This window comes from Klebsiella sp. Sb-30, from assembly GCF_057652795.1.
The window spans coordinates 2044738-2063025 of sequence record NZ_CM172749.1; the positions used below are offsets into that span (position 1 = coordinate 2044738).

Sequence of the window (18288 nt, forward strand, 5' to 3'; positions counted from 1 at the left end):
CCGCGAGGTTCAGCGTGCGGATACCAGCCGTTCGCCGCTGGCGGCGTCGAAAAGATGGATTTTCTCGCGCCGTACCGCCAGCGATAAGGGCTGACGGATAGTCGCTTCGAGACGCCCGGCGACCTGGACATGGATTGGGAAGCCCTGCCAGTCGAGATGCAGCAGCGTGGACTCGCCGGTGATCTCGACAATATTGACGACCCCCGGCAGCCCTTCGTCAGCCGGCTGAATATCCTGCGGACGCAGACCGACAATCACCGGCGCCTGACCCTGCCGTGCCGCCGCCGGATACCAGCGTTCAGGTAGAGCCAGCCACAGTTCGCCGCACTGCACGCCGGGCTGGCCATCGCGCTGCTGAATCTGCCCCTCCAGCAGATTCATCGGCGGGGAGCCGATAAAGCGCGCCACGAAGGTGTTGCAGGGGCGATCGTAAATCTCCAGCGGCGCTCCCTGCTGCACGATCACGCCATCGCGCATCACCACGATCTGGTCGGCAAGCGTCATGGCTTCAACCTGATCGTGGGTGACGTAAATCATGGTGGTGTTGAAGCGCTGGTGCAGGGATTTGATCTCGGCCCGCAGCTCCATGCGCAGCTGGGCATCGAGGTTGGAGAGCGGCTCATCGAACAGAAAAACCTGCGGGTTGCGTACCATCGCCCGGCCCATGGCCACGCGCTGACGCTGGCCGCCGGAGAGCGCTCGCGGATAGCGGCCGAGCAGCTTATCGATACCCAGCATGCTGGCGATGTGCTGAACCTTGTTTTTCTGTGTCGCCTTGTCGACTTTTTTGACCTGCATATGAAAGGCGAGGTTTTCCGCCACCGTCAGATGGGGGTAGAGCGCGTAGCTCTGAAAAACCATGGCGACATCGCGGTCCGCGGGATCGAGATCGTTGATTGGGCGGCTGTTCATCAATATCGTTCCCGCCGACAGGCTTTCCAGCCCGGCCAGCAGGCGCAGCAGCGTTGACTTTCCGCAGCCGGATGGCCCGACCAGCACCGTAAAGCTGCCGTCCGGAATGGTCAGATCCAGCGGATGCAGCACCGTCTGTTTACCGTACTGCTTGGCGACGTTTACCAGTTCAACGCTGGCCATAGTCGACCTCCTCGATATGGTGTTGCAAGGTTCGCCAGTCGGGATAGCGACGCGGGGATGAACCGATCGCGTATGCGGCCACGGCGTTGCCCCAACGTAACGCCTGTGAGGCCGACTGGCCGTTTAACAAACCGGCAAGAAACCCGGCATTAAAACTGTCTCCGGCGCCGATGGTGTCGATGACCTCGACCGGTTTCGCCGGCGCGTGATGCCCCTGGTCTGCCGTCCACCACCAGGCGCCATCGGCGCCGCATTTGACAATGCAGCCGCCCCGGCCGCTGAGACGCGTCGCCAGCGTGCGGGCCGCCGCCGGGAGTACGTCCATATCTGCAAGGCCGAGCGTTTCAACCTCATTGAGCAGCAGCCAGTCGCAATCGCCCAGCCAGCGGTGGGTCGCCTCACGCAGCGCGCTGTCCCAGCTGTGCGGCGGCCAGCCGGTATCGACCGCCACCTGAAAACCGCGGTCGCGCAGGGTCGTCAGCAGACGCGGATAGTCCGGTAACAGCGCGGTGCATAAGAAGGTGCCGCAGAGCAGCACAATATCGCCGGGCGTCGCCCGGGTCGGGAGCTGGGTCAGAATGTCGTCGGCGGACAGGCGGGTGATATGTCCATAGTTGCTGAGAAACGAGCGTTCTTTGTCGGGATGCGTCACCGCCACCGTCAGCGAGGTCTCGCAGGGGTACTGCGGCCAGCGTTCGGCGCTGCCGGGGAACTGCGCCGCCAGCCAGGCGGTAAAGGCGTCGTCTCCCTGGCAGCCGACGGTGCAGTGGGGGATCTGCATGGCCGCCGCCGCCAGTGCGCAGTTGCCCGCGGAGCCGCCGGGGCGCAGCGCGCTGTGTTCCAGCATCACCTCGGTGCCGGGGAGCGGCCAGTGCGCGAGGGTCCCCATAATTAAGTCAATATTGTAATTACCTGCGATATAGAGCACAGGCGCGGTGAGCGTTTGCATAGTTATCCTTTACTTCCACCGTGAGTGAGACCGCTGACCAACGTTTTTTGTAACCAGATGGCGATAAACAGCGGCGGGACCGAGGCGAGGATACCGACCGCCGCCACCAGTCCATCGTCGGTGGCGCGCCCGGCGGTGAATCCGGCAATGGTGACCGGCAGCGTCTGGGCGGTAATGTTGCTGGTAAACAGCAGCGCATAGAAAAACTCGTCCCAGGCCAGCAGCCAGCCGAACAGCGCCGACGCCCCCAGCATCGGTTTTGCCAGGGGAAGGGTGATGCGCAGCAGTACCTGCCAGACCCGCAGACCGTCGAGTCGGGCGGCCTGCTCAATATCCTGCGGCAGCGCGTCGAACTGATTTTTCACCATCCAGGTGAGAAACGGCATAATCAGCGAACAGTAGACCAGCACTAGCCCGCTGCGGGTATTCAGCAGCCCGAAATGTTCGAGAATAAAATAGAGCGGCAGCACGAAGGCCACCGGCGGCACCATATAGATGCCGAGTCCGGCGTACAGCCAGCCGTCGCGTCCGGGGTAGCGCGAGAAGCTGAAGGCAGCGGGCACCGCCAGCAGCAGCGACACCAGCGTCGCCCCCGCGGCAACCAGCAGGCTGTTGCGCAGAGCGGGGAGAAACAGCGCGCCGGGCTCGCCGGGCTGCAGTGACAGCAGACGGGCGTAGCGGCTGAAGTCCCACTGGCGCGGCAGCCACTCCAGCGGTACCCGGGTCAGATCGGCCGTGGCGCTGACGCTCATCAAAAAGAGCCACGTCATCGGGGCAAGTATCGACAGCGCGACCAGCAGGGCCGCCAGGTAGCGCAGCAGAATACGCAGTTTACGCTTCATAATCAGTGCTCCGGCGACGCTGACGAAGCAGCATAAACAGATACAGGACGATCAGCAGGGCGCACATCAGGGTCATCAGGATGGCGTACGCCGCGCCGCTGCCCGCCCGCAGATAGCTAAAGGACTCCTGGTAGACGAAGAAACTCAGCGTGCGGGTACTGTCCAGCGGCCCGCCGCGGGTCATCACGTAGATGATATCGAAGACTTTAAACGCGTCGATGGTGCGCAGGACCAGGGCCACGCCGAGCGGGGCGACGATCGCCGGGAAAGTAATGGCGCGAAAACGCCGCCATGACGAGGCGTCGTCAAGGCGGGCTGCTTCGTATAAATCCTCCGGAATGGATTGCAGCGCGGCCAGCACCAGCAGGGTGACCAGCGGATAGTTTTTCCAGATATCCGCCAGCATCACCGCGTTGAGCGCCGAGTCCGGCGACCCCAGCCAGCTGCGGTAACCGTCGATAATGCCCCATTGACTGAGCAAGGCGTTAATACTGCCGTAGTCCGGGTTGAAGTTGAGCCGCCACATCATCGCGTTAACGATAGTCGGCAGCGCCCAGGGCAAAATGACCAACACCCGCAGGATATTGCGTCCGACAAATTTCTGATTGAGCAACAGCGCCACCAGCACGCCGATAACCCCTTCAATAGCGACGGAGACCACGGTGAAATAGAGCGTGCGGGCGAAGGCGGCGCGAAAATCCGGATCGGTTAACGCATACAGATAGTTATCCAGCCAGAGGTAATTGGTCGCATCGCCATTGCCCACCAGCGCGGTATCGGTAAAGCTCAGCCATAGCGTGCGCGCCAGCGGCCAGGCCGTCAGCAGAAACATCACGATGAGCATGGGTGCCAGAAGCACCCATGCCTGACGCCGCTCGCGTTGTTGCAAACTCAGCATCAAATGTCCTTAACGCAGGCGCGCCGCGCTTTTGTCGACGGCTTGCATCGCGGCATCCGGGGCGGCCTTGTCCTGCAGGACGGCCTGAAGCTGCTGCTGTAACGCGTTGGAGAGGCGCGAGTAGTCCGCGGTTTCCGGACGCGACAGCATCACGTTCAGCGATTTATCCGCTGCGGCGATCAGGCTCTCCTGACCTTTCGCCACGGCCGGGTCCTGGTAGGAGGATTTCCATACCGGCAGGCTCAGCTTCGCATACTTATCCTGCACCGGTTGGGAGGTCAGATAATGGATATACTGCCACGCCTGTTCCGGATGCTGGCTGGCTTTGGCAATGCCCAGCCCCATTGACCCGTTCACCGCGCCGGGTTTGTCCGGCGTATCACCGGGTGCCGGCATAATGCCGACATCGCCCGCGACCTTACTTTGTTTCGGGTCGTTGGCCATGTTGTACATATAGGTCCAGTTCAGGGCGAATGCCGCGTCGCCGTTGGAGAAGGCCTTGCGCACATCCTCTTCGAGATATTCGCGGGAGGCCGGATTGCTCAACCCGTCATCCAGCGATTTCTTCATCAGCGTGACCGCTTTCAACGACGCCGGAGTGGAGAAATCCAGTTTACCGTTCTGATAAAACTGCCCGCCAAACCCGGAGACGAGGGTGGTGTAGTCGCACACCAGCGCTTCTGCCTGCGACCAGCTCCACACCAGCGGGTATTTAACGATACCTTTATCCTTGATGATTTTGGCGTCATCCATTACCTGTTGCCAGGTGGTCGGCAGCTGCTTGATCCCGGCTTTGTCCAGCATCGCTTTGTTGTAGTAAAGATACTTGGTGTCGAGGATCCACGGCATGCCCAGCGTTTTGCCTTTGTAAACCACGGTATTCATGGCGCCGGGGAAGACCTTCTCCCGTTCGGCGGCGGGAATACGTGCCGAGACATCCTGCAGGAGATCGAAGTGGCTAAATTCGGCAGGCCAGATGGCATCGAAGAGCACCACGTCGTAGCCGTTGCCGCCGGCCCCGCGTGCGGCCACGATTTTGTCATGCAACGCTTCGTAGGGGACGAACTCAAGGTTGATTTTGATATCCGGGTTTTGTTTTTCGAAGTCGGCGGTCATGGCACGAATGTCATTTTCGCTGTATGCCGCCTGGGTCATAAACAGGGCGTTAACCTGGGTGGCTGCCGCCGCCGCACTCCCGCTGATGACCAGCATAGCCAGCAGACCGGCTTTAACCCGAAATGCACTGTAGTCGTTCATGTTGCTCTCCGCGGTACTGAAAAGAGGGATATGATTTATTAAATCAATTTGATTGACTTAATCGGGGCGACAATACGGCCCAAACGTCATTCGTGGCCCTTAGCATAAGCGTAGCAAAGCTTATGCCACCCGAAAGGCGGGCGGAGAATGTCGTTGCGCGAATTGTGACGCTGGCTAAAATTGCAGCATGATGCGACCAGGAAGGGACGGAATGAAAACCTCGGGAACGAACCTTGAACATGCGCGAGTACACAACCGGCGGGTGGTGATTGAGGCCGTGCGTCTGCACGGTACCCTGACCCGGGCGGAGCTGGCGCGAATGACCGCGCTGACGCCGCAAACGGTCTCCAATATTGTCGCCGAGCTACAGCAGATGGCGCTGCTCACCAGCCATGAACCGCGCCGCGCCGCAGGGCGTGGCCAGCCGGCGGTGCCGGTGAGTCTCAACCCCGCCAGCGCGTGGTCCATCGGGATCCATCTCGACCATCAAACCTTGATTATCGTGCTGGTGGATCTCACCGGCGAGATCCATTTCCGCCGGCTCATTCTGGTGCAAAAGCCCCAACCTGGTGCCACCTTTGCCCGCATTGCCGAGGTGGTGCAGGAGATCAAAGCGCTACCCGGGCTCGACTGGAGCCGGGTGCTGGGCATTGGCGTGGTGATGCCGGGGCCGTTTGGCGTGGAGGGCATTTCATCGACCGGGCCGACCACCCTCAACGGCTGGGAAGGGGTGGATGTGGCGTCGGAGCTTGGGCGGATAAGCGGTCTGCCGGTCACCCTCGAAAATGACGCGACGGTGGCGGCTATCGGCGAGCGCTTCCACGGGGTGGCGCGCCAGCTGAATTCGTTTGTTTATCTGTATATCGGCACCGGGCTTGGCACCGGGATCTTCACCGACGGTCATATTTATACCGGCCACGCCCATAACGCCGGAGAGGTCGGGCATATCGTGGTGCAACCGGGAGGACGCGCCTGCTACTGCGGCAACCAGGGTTGCCTTGAGCGCTACGTTTCCCTGCAGGCGGCCTATGAGTTTTGCGGCCTCGACCCCTACCGGGCGCTGCCCGAGGATCTGCTGGCGGTGGAGGCGTCGCTGTTCGATCGGTGGGTGGAGACGGCGTTACCCTCGCTGCGCCAGGCCATTAATTTGCTGGAGTGCGTTTTCGATGCGGAAACGGTGGTGGTCGGCGGCATGATGCCCGCGCCGCTACTGGAGAAAGTGCTGGCCCGTCTGCCGCCGCTGTATCAGTCGGTGCGCGGGCGCTATCTCCCGGCCATGCGGGTGAAAATGGGGATGACGGGCACCGACACCGCCGCCCTCGGCGCTGCCGCACTGCCGATCTTCGATGAGTTTAATCCGCAGTTTCAGGCCTTGATGAAGTAGGCCCGCCGCGGTTCAGTACAGCAACGGTCGGGCCGCGCGTCGCGGATGAGCCCGCGAAAGGACCGCCGGCGGGGACTCATCGCGAGCGGACCACGCGGTTAAAGGCGTTGATTCACGCTTTCGCCAGCGGCAAGTTGTGGATCTGCAGTACCGCTCTGGCGGCTTCCTGACCTTTTTTGATGAAATGCTGGCTGTAAAAATCGATGAACTCGTCGGCAGGCTGGAAGTTGTGCGGCGTCAGAGATACCGAGAACATCGGGACTTCGGTAGCCAGCTGGGCCTGCATCAGACCGCTGACCACGGCCTGGGCGACAAAGTCATGGCGATAGATACCGCCATCGACCACCAGCGCGGCGCACACGATGGCATCATAGCGTCCGCTTTTTGCCAGCTTCTGGGCCAGAAGCGGCATTTCAAATGCGCCAGGGACATCCCAGCTGTCGAGCGAATAATCAACCTGCTGACGTTCCAGCTCCTGCTGAAAACCGGTCTGCGCCTGGCTGACGATGTCACTGTGCCAGTTGGCTTTGATAAAGGCGACGTTTAACGATGGCATGGCATACTCCTGTAAAATGACCGCATCAGGCGAGTCAAAGAATGTTGATCTTCAGGTCTTATACTCCGCGAGCCGTTTCAGGCGACCACCGGGCGATGCTGTCAATTGCTCGGTTCACGCGCGTTCACACGGAGCTCAGGTCCGATCTCATTATCCCAACGCGCTAGCGCATTCAGCCGCGGTTCGGACGTGATCCGGGCGTTAACATTATACTGTTATGTCAAGAGACGATAGCCGTTTTTATCCGCCGCGCGCCGCGCAATACCGGGTTCCGGTTCGGCGGGCGGCGCGGCCGTCGCCTGGGGACAGGGCGCGCTGTCCCGCCGGACAGAAAAGTGCGCGCATCACCATTTTCTGGCAAAGCTAAGTGATTTAAATTCTTTGTTATTTTCCGCATTTTCTCACATCTTCTGGAGGCAAAAAGTAACGCGGAGAGAGTACCGGTAGTGATGACACAGCACTCGTCGAAGTATCTGCATCAGCAGCAGCGCGATCTGATTCGCCAGCTTTCCCGCCGCTGGCTGTGGCGCAGTGAATTACCCACCTGGATATTAATAATTGTGGTCTACAGCGGCTGGTTTATGACCCTGGCCTACTGGCAGACGCTGGGGCTTTTCCCGGCGACCGTGCTGCTCATCTGGTTTACCGCCTGGTATATGTCGTTGCAGCATGAGCTGATCCACGGCCATCCGACGCCCTGGCGGTGGTGTAATCAGCTGCTGGGTACGCTACCGCTGGCGGTGTGGTATCCCTACGGGCTTTATCGCGACTCGCATCTGGCGCACCACAATAACGACCGGCTGACGCTGCCGGTGGATGACCCCGAATCCTACTATTTTAGTGCCGAAAGCTGGCGCCGTTTCTCGCCCTGGCAGCGTAAAGTGATACATCTGCGCAATACGTTTTTCGGCCGACTGTTGCTGGCCCCGCTGCTGGATATTGTGCAGACGCTGGTCAGCGCGGCGAACGCCTTTCGCTATCGGCAGGGGAAAGCGATGCTAATGTGGCTGGTGCACGGCGGATTGCTGGCCGCGCTCCTGACGTGGATGGCGCGCTGTGATTTTTCACCGCTCTATTTCGTGGTGGTCATCAGCTATCCGGCGCTGGCGCTGACCAAAATTCGCTCCTTCCTCGAACATCGGGCCGCTGACGATCCGCTGGCGCGCTCGGTCATCAATGAGGCCGGGCTGTTGTGGCGGGTGCTGTTTCTGAATCTGAACTACCACTCCGTGCATCATGACCTGCCCGGCGTACCGTGGTACGGGCTGAGAAAAATCTATCTGCTGGAGCGAGATCGCTACCAGCAGCGTAATCACGGGTTCGTGGTGCGCGGCTATGGCGAGTGGCTGCGCGCCTTTTTCTTCCGCGCGGTGGCGGTTAACGCCCATCCGGGTATCGGAAAAGCCTCCCGGGCAGGAGAGCAGACAGGTGAGCGCGATGAGTCATAACGTGAATTTGCCGATGTATGCGGTGCGTCCGCCTGAGAACCAGGCGTTAGAAGGTGCGGTGCGGGAACTGCTGCTCGCCCAAGGCATTGCCGTGAGTTCGCCAACGCCGCCGCCGGCGGACCTACTTTCGCACTGGCGTCAGCCGGACCTGCTGCTGAGCCAGACCTGCGGCTACCCGCTGGTGACTCTGTTGCCGGAGGTTCAGACGGTGGGCTGTTTTCACTATTCGGCGCCCGGCTGTGAAGGCATTGATTATCGCAGCCTGCTGGTGGCCCGTGCGGCGGATAACGCGCGGTCGCTCGCCGATTTCCGTGGGCGGCGGGCTATCTGCAATTCGCCCGATTCGCAGTCAGGTTACAACGTGTTACTGAAAATGGTGGCTCCGCTCGCCCGCGAGGGGCGTTTTTTTGCCGGGGTTAATTTCAGCGGCAGCCACCGGCAGTCGCTGCTCGGCTTACAGCAGGGGACGGGCGATATGGCCGCCATCGACTGCGTTAGCTGGGCGCTGCTGGCGCGTCACGAGCCTGCCGTACTGGAGGGCTTGTGCGTTATCGGCCAAACGCCGTCGGCGCCAGGGCTACCGCTGATTACCGGGCCACAAACGTCAGCGCAAACCCTCGCCGGTTTGCGATCGGCGCTGCGGCAGCTGGTCAGCGATGCGCGATATCGGGAGCGCTGCGAGGCGCAGTTTATCTGCGGTTTCAGCCCGGTGACCCGGGAACCCTATTCCCGATTGCTGGCGTGGCGCGAAGAGGCGCGTCAACAGGGCGTGACGCAACTCTGAAAGACCGGAGAAGGGCTGACCTCCTCCGGGTAAGGCGGCGCATGCGTTGCCGCCTGCTATCGGGTAAAGCGGTTATCTACCTGCGGTAAGCCCAGTTTTTCCCGCAGGGTACCCGGCAGATAGCGCTTTTTCATGGCGCCGCTGCGTTGAAGGATCGGCACCACCTGCTCGACAAAACGATCGAAATCGCCCGGCAAGAGCGGGAACATCAAGTTAAACCCATCGGCCGCGCCGGCGCGCCAGATCGCGGTAAGCTCGTTGGCGACCTCTTCTGCGCTGCCAATCAGCAGCCAGCTATCGGAGCTTTGCAGCAGCAAACGGCCCAGTTCCAGTATGGTCAGCGCCGGGTCGTAGTCGCGGATCAGCCGCAGCGCGGTGCGAATGCCGTCAAACGTCTCTTCATCCGGTAGCGGCGGCAGCGGCTGGTCGACAGCACAGGTCGAGAGGTCCATACGCAGGTAGGAAGAGAGCAGGTCGATAGCCATCCGATCGCTCATCAACCGGTTGTTTAGCTGCTGGCGCTGCTCTTTTTCATCACTGGAGTTCACCACCACCGGCAGCACGCCGGCGATGATTTTAAAGTGTGCCGGGTCGCGTCCGTTCGCCAGCAGCCGCTGGTTCATCTCCTGGCGATAGCGCAGCCCCTCTTCAATGGATTTAATAAACACGAAGTGCATATCTGACCAGGTGGCCGCCAGCGCTTTCCCTGCCTCCGACGATCCGGCCTGTACCAGCAGCGGATGGCCCTGCGGCGGGCGCGGCACGTTCAGCGGTCCGCGAACGTTAAAGAATTCGCCGTGATGGTCGAGGTGATGGACTTTCTGTTTGTCGGCAAACAGGCCGCTCGCCTTGTCGTACAGGACGGCATCCTCTTCCCAGGAGTCCCAAAGCCGGGTGACTACGTCAATAAATTCACCGGCGCGCTGATAGCGGTTGCCGTGTTGGGGCAGCTGTCGGAGGCCGAAGTTTGCCGCCTCTTCCTCCAGCCACGAGGTGACGATATTCCAGCTTGCCCGGCCGTTGCTCAGAAAATCGAGTGAGGCAAAGTAGCGTGCAAGGTTGTAGGGCTCGTTATACGACGTCGATGCCGTCCCCATCAGGCCAATATGCTCGGTGACGGCCGCCAGCGCGGCGAGCAGGGTAATGGGTTCCAGCCGGGCGTTGGCGTAGTGGGTCAGACCGCTGGGCACCGTATCCCAGATAGCGATATGATCGGCAATAAAAATAGCATCGAGCGTGGCCGCCTCGGCTTTCCTGGCCAGTTCGGCATAATAACTGAGGGTAAAAATTTCTTTTCCCGGCGCCTGCGGGTGGCGCCAGGAGAAGCGATAATCTCCCTGGGGATTGAAGAAGAACAGATTCAGAATCATCGGGTTTTTAGACATCGTCGCACTCATTCAACTGATGGCCACTCCCTGGCCGGATGATTAAGGGGTCGTCAGGTTGGCATTAACCCATTGTTCGGCCACGGCCGCCGGGTCTTTATGCTGAAGATCCACCTGCTGGTTCAGCGCAATCAGCGAGGCATTGTCGAGTCTGGCGGAGACCGCATTGAGCACGCTGCTGACGTTTGGCGACAGGCTGGCCTTGCGCACCAGCGGCACGACGTTCTGGCTGGGCTGTTCATGCTTATCGTCGGCTAAGACCACCCAATCCTCTTTCGCCAGATTGCCCTGGGTCGAGACCACCGTGGCGACGTCGATTTTGCCGGAATTTAGCGCCAGACGGGTCAGCGGCCCGCCCATATCCAGCGATTTCACCGCTTTAAACTCAAGACCGTAGACGCGCTTGAGCCCCGGTAACCCCAGCGCGCGCACCGCCAGCTCCGGCGGCCCGCCGATGGTCAGTTGATGGGCGATGGGTTGAAGATCGGAGAGTTTCGTCAACTGGTATTTTTTCGCCGTCTCCGCGCGTACCGCCCAGGCGGTAATCGACGTGGCCGGCGAAGGGTCAAGCAGTGTGAAATCGGCGGGCAGTACTTTCGCCAGCTCGGCGCTCACGTCGCTCTGGCGAGTCGCCTGGGTTTTCCCGTCATAATAGTTAAGCAGGGCGCCAAGATATTCCGGCACAATATCGATCTCGCCGCTCTTTAGCGCCGGCAGAATAATCTCGCGGTTGCCGAGATTAAGCCGGGTTTTGACCTCAATATTCTTTTTCTTCAGTGCGCTGGCGTAAATATTGGCGAGAATAGAGCTCTCGGTAAAATTGGCTCCGCCGATAGTCACGCTTTCTGCCAGTACGCTAAAACTCAAACTGAATAATCCGGCGGCGAGGAGAGATAAACGGAACCGTCGGGCGTTAACAGGGAACCCCAAAATATGCTTCATAGTGCCTCTTTATATGCAGGTGATTTATGGTTGTGGTCGTTGTTTAATACTCTGGTGCGATAGCGGTATGACGCCATCTGCGGCTACAACAGCTGAACAGCAGTTCACTGCCGATAGCCAGTAGCGAGACCACCAGCGATCCGGCAATAACCTGTGGAATATCGCGCTGGCCAAGACCGTCAATCAGGAAACGCCCCAGCCCACCCAGGCCGGCGTAGGCGGCGACCACGGCGGTGGCGATCAGCTGGACCAGCGCGGTGCGCAGCCCGGCGATAATCAGCGGCGCCGCCAGCGGAATACGCAGTTGCCACAGGCTTTGCCATGGCGTCATTCCCAGCGCGGTAGCGGCGTCGCAAAGCGGGCGATCGGCATGATAAATCCCGACCCAGGTATTAGTCAGCACGGGGGGGATCGACATGGCCACCAGCGCGGCAAACACCGGCAGATCATTAAAACCAAATAAAATAATGCACAGCAAAATAAGCCCTAATGAGGGAATAGCGCGGCCAATATTAAACAGATTAATAATAAGGAAGGCGCCTTTCCGCCAGTAGCCGAGGGCAATGCCCAGCGGCAAAGCGATTGCCGATGCGATAGCGATGCTGATCAGCACATAATAAATATGCTCGCGCAGGCGCAGTAAAATACCCGCATCGCCGAACCAGTGTTCGGGTTGTGAAAACCAGTGGACGGTAGCCAGTAATATATCCATTAGCGTGCCCAGGGCGTTAGCCAATAGCCGATGTGGGCAATCAGCGAATCCAGTAAAAACGACAGCACGAGGCTTAATGCCAGGCTGACAACAATCGGGGTGAGAAAATCCTGATTAAAGCCCGCCAGCAGCAATTGCCCCAGACCGCCCTGGCCAATCAGCGCGGTGACGGTCACCAGCCCCACCAGCGTCACGGAGGCAATCCGCAGACCGGCAAACAGAGAGGGCGCCAGCAGAGGTAACTCAATATCCATAAACCGGTATCGGCGTGTGTAGCCGAGCGCGCGCGCCGACTCCAGCACGGCGGCAGGCAGCTTTTCGATTCCGGCGATAACGTTACGCAGCAGGATCAACAGTGAATAGATGGTTAACCCGATGACCGAGGTCGTCAGCGACAGGCCGGTAAAGGGCAGTAACAGAATAAATAACGCCAGCGACGGGATAGTAAAGATGACCCCGCAAAGATAAATCAACGGCTGAGCGGTGGCGGGCCAGCGTAGCGTTACGACCAGCAGCGCGCCCGTTAACAGCGTACCAAAAAACAGCGAGATGCAGACCAGCTGCGTATGCTGCCACAGCAGGTCGCCAATCAGGATTTTATTGTCAACTATCCACTGCCAGTCAATCATAGCGGCGAATTTCCACGTGGCCATCCAGCACATGCTGGAGCAGGGCATGAGAAATGGTGCCCTGATACTGGCCATTGCTGTCCACGTGCACCAGCACGCCCCCCGGCGCATCCAACAGCGCGCTGTAGGCAAAACGCAGCGTATTCAGGGCCTGCAGCGGCTGAACAATCGGCAGCGTGACGCGTTTATCCGGGTCGAACCAGTGAACGGGACGTAGTTCTTTATCCAGCACCAGCCGCAGCGGGCTGGCGACCGTCGGATGCGCGGTGGCTATCGGGGATAAACCTTCGTCAACCAGCGTGACATCATGTCGCGGTAGCTGGCCGACCTGAATCATCCCCAGCCGTTTCAGGTTGGGTTCGGGACCGATAAAGCGTTGGACAAACTCGCTCGCCGGGTGGGCGAGAAGCCGGTCCGGCGTATCACACTGCGCCAGCACGCCCCCTTCCTGGAAGATGGCGATCTTATCTCCCAGCCGGATGGCCTCATTAATGTCATGTGTTACCAGCACGATGGTTTTATGCAGGCGCTGCTGAATAAGCAATAGCTCATCCTGCAGACGCTCGCGGACTACCGGGTCAATGGCGGCGAAGGGTTCGTCCATCAGCAGAATCGGCGGATCGGCGGCTAACGCCCGGGCAATCGCGACGCGTCCCTGCTGCCCGCCGGAGAGCTGGTGCGGGTAGCGCGTCAGCAGGTGACGGTCCAGTGACATTAAGTCCACCAGTTCATCGATACGGGTGCGAATCTGCGCTTTACGCCAGCCCAGCAGACGAGGGACGGTGGCGATATTTTGCGCCACCGTGCGATGGGGAAACAGCGCGGCGCTTTGCATGACAAAGCCAATTTTGCGTCGCACCTGAATGATATCGACCTGCGCGATGTTAACGCCCTGGACATAGACGCTGCCGGAGTCCGGTTTATCGAGCTGATTAATCATGCGCAGGATTGTGGTTTTGCCGCATCCGCTGGGACCGACAAACGTGCAGAATTCACCGTCATTAATTATCAGGTTCAGGCCGCGTATTGCCGCATGCGCGCTGCCGGGGTAGGTCTTATTGATGTTTTCTAATCTGATCATCGGGAATTGTAGCACTCTGAATATATTGAGAATTTATGGCTTTTACGGCGGCACGAATAAAATACAAATTACAGAGCGGCCATGGGGAGGGCAAATACGTTATTCGCAATTGCATAGTTGGAATCTGTTCAACTCTGTCCCGCCCAAAACGCAGTTTTTATCTGATCCGGCCGCGCAGAGCGCGTTTTTGTGCTGCAGGCGTGGCGAAAACGACGATTCTGCTGCCGTTTTGCGCGCGGAAAGGGGGAGACGCAGAATATTGATTTCAGAATTTGTGATGTATGGCACAAACGTCTGGATGGTAAAGTTTTTGTCGTATGAAAAGTTACATTTGATTTTAATCAAGAAATTACGTGCTGAAAATGGTGAAAAATGCAGAGTTAAAATTGTATGGGAAATGATAATGTATTGTATCTGGTATTTTGCGCAATAATGAATAAAACATACTTTTACAAACAACCGGGGCGGAAAAGTGTGACCCCATACGATTTTTAATAAAAGAAAAACCTGATTTCTCATTATATTTTATTGTTTCAACTAACAGTTGAATAACAATATCGCTGAATAATTGCACGGTGAAGGTTGAAATATCATGTTTAACCCCCCTTAAAATAGCTCAAAAAATAGCCTTTGTTATCCCCATAAAATATTGTTATCCCCGCATCTTTTTTTGACAAAAGTCATGCAAAAAATCGACTTTTAATTTGTATTACATTGATATTGTTGGTTTTATTTACATATTAAACGGTGGGGAAAATAGCTGTCAGAGGTGTTTGTGAGTGGTCTCACATAACCCTGCGATCGCCATTTGGTACACTTCACCGCGTCGAAAAGATAATTAAAGCAGGTTGCTATGAATACCATTCCTCTGCCAAAAACACAGCACCTGGTCGTTTTCCAGGAAGTTATCAGAAGCGGTTCGATCGGCTCGGCAGCAAAAGAATTAGGATTAACTCAACCGGCAGTGAGTAAGATCATTAATGACATTGAAGCCTATTTTGGCACCGAACTGGTGGTCCGTAAAAATACCGGCGTCACCTTGACCAATACCGGTCAGGTACTGCTGTCCTGGTCGGAATCGATTACCCGTGAAATGAAGAATATGGTCAATGAAATGCACAGCATGACCTGTAACACGGTCGTCGATGTCTCGTTCGGTTTTCCTTCGCTGATTGGCTTCACCTTTATGTCTGACATGATTCACAAGTTCAAGAAGGTGTTTCCTAAAGCCCAGGTATCGATGTACGAAGCGCAGCTCTCCTCGTTCCTGCCGGCCATTCGCGACGGGCGTCTCGACTTCGCCATTGGCACGCTGAGTGATGAAATGAAGCTCCACGATCTGCACGTGGAACCGCTGTTTGAGTCGGAGTTTGTGCTGGTGGCCAGCAAGTCACGAACATGCATCGGCACCACCACGCTGGCGTCGTTGCAGAACGAACAGTGGGTGTTGCCGCAAACCAACATGGGTTACTACAGTGAACTCCTCACCACGCTACAGCGCAGCGGCATCAACAGTGAAAACATCGTTAAAACCGACTCCGTCGTCACAATTTATAATCTTGTTCTCAATGCTGATTTCCTGACCGTTATTCCTTGCGATATGACAACGCCCTTTGGATCCAACCAGTTTATTACCATCCCGATTACCGAAGCATTACCAGTTGCCCGCTATGCGGCAATTTGGTCAAAGAATTATCGCATTAAAAATGCCGCCTCGGTATTGGTGGAATTAGCAAAAGAATATTCAGCATCTGGTGGTTGCAGAAAAAGACAATTAATCGAAGTTGAGTAGTTAAACAGATTTATTCTTGGTTATAAATTCATATCATCGCGCTGATTATCAGCCGTTGGTACCGGCTAACTATACCCTGAATAATTCAAACCGTAGCGTCGGTGGGGAAATAATCCTGCCGGGAAAGATACGCTTTGAAACATGACGGGACTATTATTTGATATCCAGTTAAGAGGCTATAATGCACATTACATACGATCTCCCGGTTGCCATTGACGATATCCTCGAAGCAAAGAAAAGACTGGCAGGTAAGATTTATAAAACAGGTATGCCGCGCTCTAATTATTTTAGCGAGCGCTGTAAAGGTGAAATATTCCTCAAGTTTGAGAATATGCAACGCACCGGGTCGTTTAAAATCCGCGGCGCCTTTAACAAACTCAGTTCACTAAGCGAAGCTGAAAAGCGTAAGGGCGTGGTGGCATGTTCTGCCGGCAATCATGCACAGGGGGTCTCGCTCTCCTGCGCCATGCTGGGAATCGACGGCAAAGTGGTGATGCCGAAAGGGGCGCCGAAATCCAAGGTCGCCGCCACCTGCGATTATTCGGCGGAAGTGATTCTGCACGGCGATAATTTCAATGACACTATTGCTAAAGTCAGCGAAATTGTCGAAATGGAAGGTCGCATATTTATTCCTCCGTATGACGATGCCAAAGTTATTGCCGGGCAGGGGACCATTGGCCTGGAAATCATGGAAGATCTTTATGATGTCGATAATGTCATTGTGCCAATCGGCGGCGGTGGTCTGATTGCCGGCATCGCGGTAGCGATTAAATCTATTAACCCGACCATTCGAATTATTGGCGTGCAATCAGAAAATGTCCACGGTATGGCCGCGTCTTATTATGCCGGCGCTATTACCAGTCACCGAACGACCGCTACTCTGGCCGATGGCTGCGATGTTTCACGCCCGGGAAATCTCACTTACGAAATCGTTCGCGAACTCGTCGATGATATTGTTCTGGTCAGTGAGGATGAAATTCGCAATAGCATGATCGCATTAATTCAGCGCAATAAAGTTATTACCGAGGGCGCCGGGGCGTTAGCCTGCGCCGCATTATTAAGCGGAAAGTTAGATAGCTATATTCAGAACCGGAAAACCGTCAGCATTATTTCTGGTGGCAATATCGATCTTTCTCGCGTTTCGCAAATTACTGGTTTAGTTGACGCTTAATCTTATGTTGAGGACAGGATATGAGTACTACTGATAGCATTGTATCCAGCGAGACAAGACAGTCATCCTGGCGTAAATCGGACACCACGTGGACCCTGGGATTATTTGGTACTGCCATCGGCGCCGGGGTGCTCTTTTTCCCCATTCGCGCCGGGTTTGGTGGTTTAATCCCGATTCTTTTGATGCTGGTTTTAGCTTACCCCATCGCCTTTTATTGCCACCGGGCGCTGGCCCGGCTCTGTCTGTCCGGTTCGAATGCCTCCGGTAACATCACTGAGACGGTGGAAGAGCATTTCGGGAAAACGGGTGGCGTGGTCATCACGCTCCTCTACTTCTTCGCCATTTGCCCGCTGCTGTGGATTTACGGCGTCACCATTACCAACACCTTCATGACCTTCTGGGAAAACCAGCTGCAGATGCCGGCGCTGAACCGCGGTTTTGTCGCGCTGTTCCTGCTGCTGCTGATGGCGTTTGTCATCTGGTTCGGTAAGGATCTGATGGTCAAAGTGATGAGCTTCCTGGTCTTTCCGTTCATCGCCAGCCTGGTGCTGATTTCGCTGTCGCTGATTCCCTACTGGAACTCTGCGGTTATCGATCAGGTGAACCTCAGCGATATCGCCTTAACCGGGCACGATGGCATCCTCGTGACCGTGTGGCTGGGGATTTCTATCATGGTTTTCTCCTTTAACTTTTCGCCGATTGTCTCCTCGTTTGTGGTCTCGAAGCGGGAAGAGTATGAAAAGGATTACGGCCGCGATTTTACCGAGCGCAAATGTTCGCAGATTATCTCCCGTGCCAGTATGTTGATGGTCGCGGTGGTGATGTTCTTCGCCTTCAGCTGCCTGTTCACGCTGTCGCCGGAAAACATGGCGGATGCGAAAGCGCAGAACATTCCGGTGCTCTCTTACCTGGCAAACCACTTTGCCTCCATGTCCGGCAGCAAATCGACCTTTGCAACGGTACTGGAGTACGGCGCATCGATTATCGCCCTGGTCGCCATCTTCAAATCGTTCTTCGGCCACTATCTCGGTACCCTTGAAGGGTTGAATGGACTGGTTCTCAAGTTCGGCTATAAAGGTGATAAAACCAAAGTCTCTACCCGCAAGCTCAACACCATCAGCATGGTCTTCATTATGGGTTCCACCTGGGTGGTGGCTTATGCCAACCCCAATATCCTCGACCTGATTGAAGCGATGGGCGCGCCAATTATTGCCTCACTGCTGTGTCTGTTACCGATGTATGCCATCCGTAAAGCGCCGTCGCTGGCGAAATATCGTGGCCGGCTGGATAACCTGTTCGTCACCGCGGTGGGTTTACTGACCATTCTGAATATCGTCTACAAACTGTTTTAATTAAGCTCAGG

The 18288-nt window shown here is 56.9% G+C and carries 17 protein-coding genes; 6 read left to right on the forward strand and 11 right to left on the reverse strand.

What is annotated here, in order from left to right:
* Nucleotides 1-9: 9 nt before the first annotated feature.
* The 5 genes from AC236I_RS09555 to AC236I_RS09575 are packed head-to-tail and all read right to left on the reverse strand — an operon-like array spanning nt 10 to nt 5041.
* On the reverse strand, nt 10-1095 hold the full coding sequence (locus AC236I_RS09555; RefSeq protein WP_015584048.1) for an ABC transporter ATP-binding protein: 1086 nt from the start codon (nt 1093-1095) through the stop codon (nt 10-12).
* Nucleotides 1082-2044: a carbohydrate kinase family protein gene (locus tag AC236I_RS09560; RefSeq protein WP_004863745.1), complete on the reverse strand. Its 963-nt coding sequence runs from the start codon at nt 2042-2044 to the stop codon at nt 1082-1084. Before AC236I_RS09560 ends, AC236I_RS09555 begins: the two co-directional genes overlap by 14 nt.
* A gap of 2 nt (nt 2045-2046) precedes the next feature.
* Nucleotides 2047-2886 carry a carbohydrate ABC transporter permease gene (locus AC236I_RS09565; RefSeq protein WP_004863742.1) on the reverse strand — a complete coding sequence of 280 codons (840 nt, stop codon included), beginning with the start codon at nt 2884-2886 and terminating at the stop codon, nt 2047-2049.
* Nucleotides 2876-3784 carry a carbohydrate ABC transporter permease gene (locus tag AC236I_RS09570; protein ID WP_404655322.1) on the reverse strand — a complete coding sequence of 303 codons (909 nt, stop codon included), beginning with the start codon at nt 3782-3784 and terminating at the stop codon, nt 2876-2878. Before AC236I_RS09570 ends, AC236I_RS09565 begins: the two co-directional genes overlap by 11 nt.
* Nucleotides 3785-3793: 9 nt before the next feature.
* Nucleotides 3794-5041 (reverse strand): extracellular solute-binding protein, encoded by a 1248-nt coding sequence (locus AC236I_RS09575; protein WP_004863736.1) that lies wholly within the window; start codon nt 5039-5041, stop codon nt 3794-3796.
* Nucleotides 5042-5252: 211 nt separating this feature from the next.
* Between AC236I_RS09575 and AC236I_RS09580 the strand changes: the two genes are divergently transcribed.
* On the forward strand, nt 5253-6425 hold the full coding sequence (locus AC236I_RS09580; RefSeq protein WP_487608777.1) for an ROK family transcriptional regulator: 1173 nt from the start codon (nt 5253-5255) through the stop codon (nt 6423-6425).
* Nucleotides 6426-6537: 112 nt separating this feature from the next.
* On the opposite strand, the gene AC236I_RS09585 is transcribed toward AC236I_RS09580, so the two are convergent.
* Nucleotides 6538-6981 (reverse strand): 6,7-dimethyl-8-ribityllumazine synthase, encoded by a 444-nt coding sequence (locus tag AC236I_RS09585; protein ID WP_015584050.1) that lies wholly within the window; start codon nt 6979-6981, stop codon nt 6538-6540.
* 449 nt (nt 6982-7430) lie between these two features.
* Between AC236I_RS09585 and AC236I_RS09590 the strand changes: the two genes are divergently transcribed.
* Together AC236I_RS09590 and AC236I_RS09595 are read left to right on the forward strand one after the other, a co-directional pair.
* Entirely contained in the window at nt 7431-8429 is a 999-nt protein-coding gene (locus tag AC236I_RS09590; protein WP_004863727.1) for a fatty acid desaturase, read from the forward strand.
* Nucleotides 8419-9213: a phosphate/phosphite/phosphonate ABC transporter substrate-binding protein gene (locus tag AC236I_RS09595; RefSeq protein WP_416312344.1), complete on the forward strand. Its 795-nt coding sequence runs from the start codon at nt 8419-8421 to the stop codon at nt 9211-9213. The genes AC236I_RS09590 and AC236I_RS09595 overlap by 11 nt, the downstream gene beginning before the upstream one ends.
* A 56-nt stretch (nt 9214-9269) precedes the next feature.
* Here AC236I_RS09595 and AC236I_RS09600 read toward each other — a convergent pair whose 3' ends face one another.
* From AC236I_RS09600 to AC236I_RS09620, 5 genes are read right to left on the reverse strand one after another with little or no spacing between them, the layout of a single operon-like run.
* Complete coding sequence (locus AC236I_RS09600) at nt 9270-10598, reverse strand: LLM class flavin-dependent oxidoreductase (RefSeq protein ID WP_004863724.1); 1329 nt, start codon at nt 10596-10598, stop codon at nt 9270-9272.
* A gap of 42 nt (nt 10599-10640) precedes the next feature.
* On the reverse strand, nt 10641-11540 hold the full coding sequence (locus AC236I_RS09605) for an ABC transporter substrate-binding protein (protein WP_044351577.1): 900 nt from the start codon (nt 11538-11540) through the stop codon (nt 10641-10643).
* Nucleotides 11541-11583: 43 nt separating this feature from the next.
* Nucleotides 11584-12252 carry an ABC transporter permease gene (locus tag AC236I_RS09610; protein ID WP_004863718.1) on the reverse strand — a complete coding sequence of 223 codons (669 nt, stop codon included), beginning with the start codon at nt 12250-12252 and terminating at the stop codon, nt 11584-11586.
* Complete coding sequence (locus AC236I_RS09615) at nt 12252-12881, reverse strand: ABC transporter permease (RefSeq protein WP_064356942.1); 630 nt, start codon at nt 12879-12881, stop codon at nt 12252-12254. The genes AC236I_RS09610 and AC236I_RS09615 overlap by 1 nt, the downstream gene beginning before the upstream one ends.
* Nucleotides 12874-13962, reverse strand: coding sequence for an ABC transporter ATP-binding protein (locus AC236I_RS09620; RefSeq protein WP_234536961.1), 1089 nt, complete (start codon nt 13960-13962; stop codon nt 12874-12876). The genes AC236I_RS09615 and AC236I_RS09620 overlap by 8 nt, the downstream gene beginning before the upstream one ends.
* Before the next feature lie 853 nt (nt 13963-14815).
* Here AC236I_RS09620 and tdcA point away from each other — a divergent pair.
* The 3 genes from tdcA (at nt 14816) to tdcC (ending at nt 18277) form a co-directional block, all read left to right on the forward strand.
* Nucleotides 14816-15754 (forward strand): transcriptional regulator TdcA, encoded by a 939-nt coding sequence (gene tdcA, locus AC236I_RS09625; RefSeq protein WP_004863710.1) that lies wholly within the window; start codon nt 14816-14818, stop codon nt 15752-15754.
* Between the two features lie 181 nt (nt 15755-15935).
* A complete protein-coding gene (gene tdcB / locus AC236I_RS09630; protein ID WP_004863707.1) occupies nt 15936-16925 on the forward strand; it encodes a bifunctional threonine ammonia-lyase/L-serine ammonia-lyase TdcB in 990 nt (329 codons plus the stop codon).
* A gap of 20 nt (nt 16926-16945) precedes the next feature.
* A complete protein-coding gene (gene tdcC, locus AC236I_RS09635) occupies nt 16946-18277 on the forward strand; it encodes a threonine/serine transporter TdcC (RefSeq protein WP_015584057.1) in 1332 nt (443 codons plus the stop codon).
* The last annotated feature ends 11 nt before the right edge of the window (nt 18278-18288 follow it).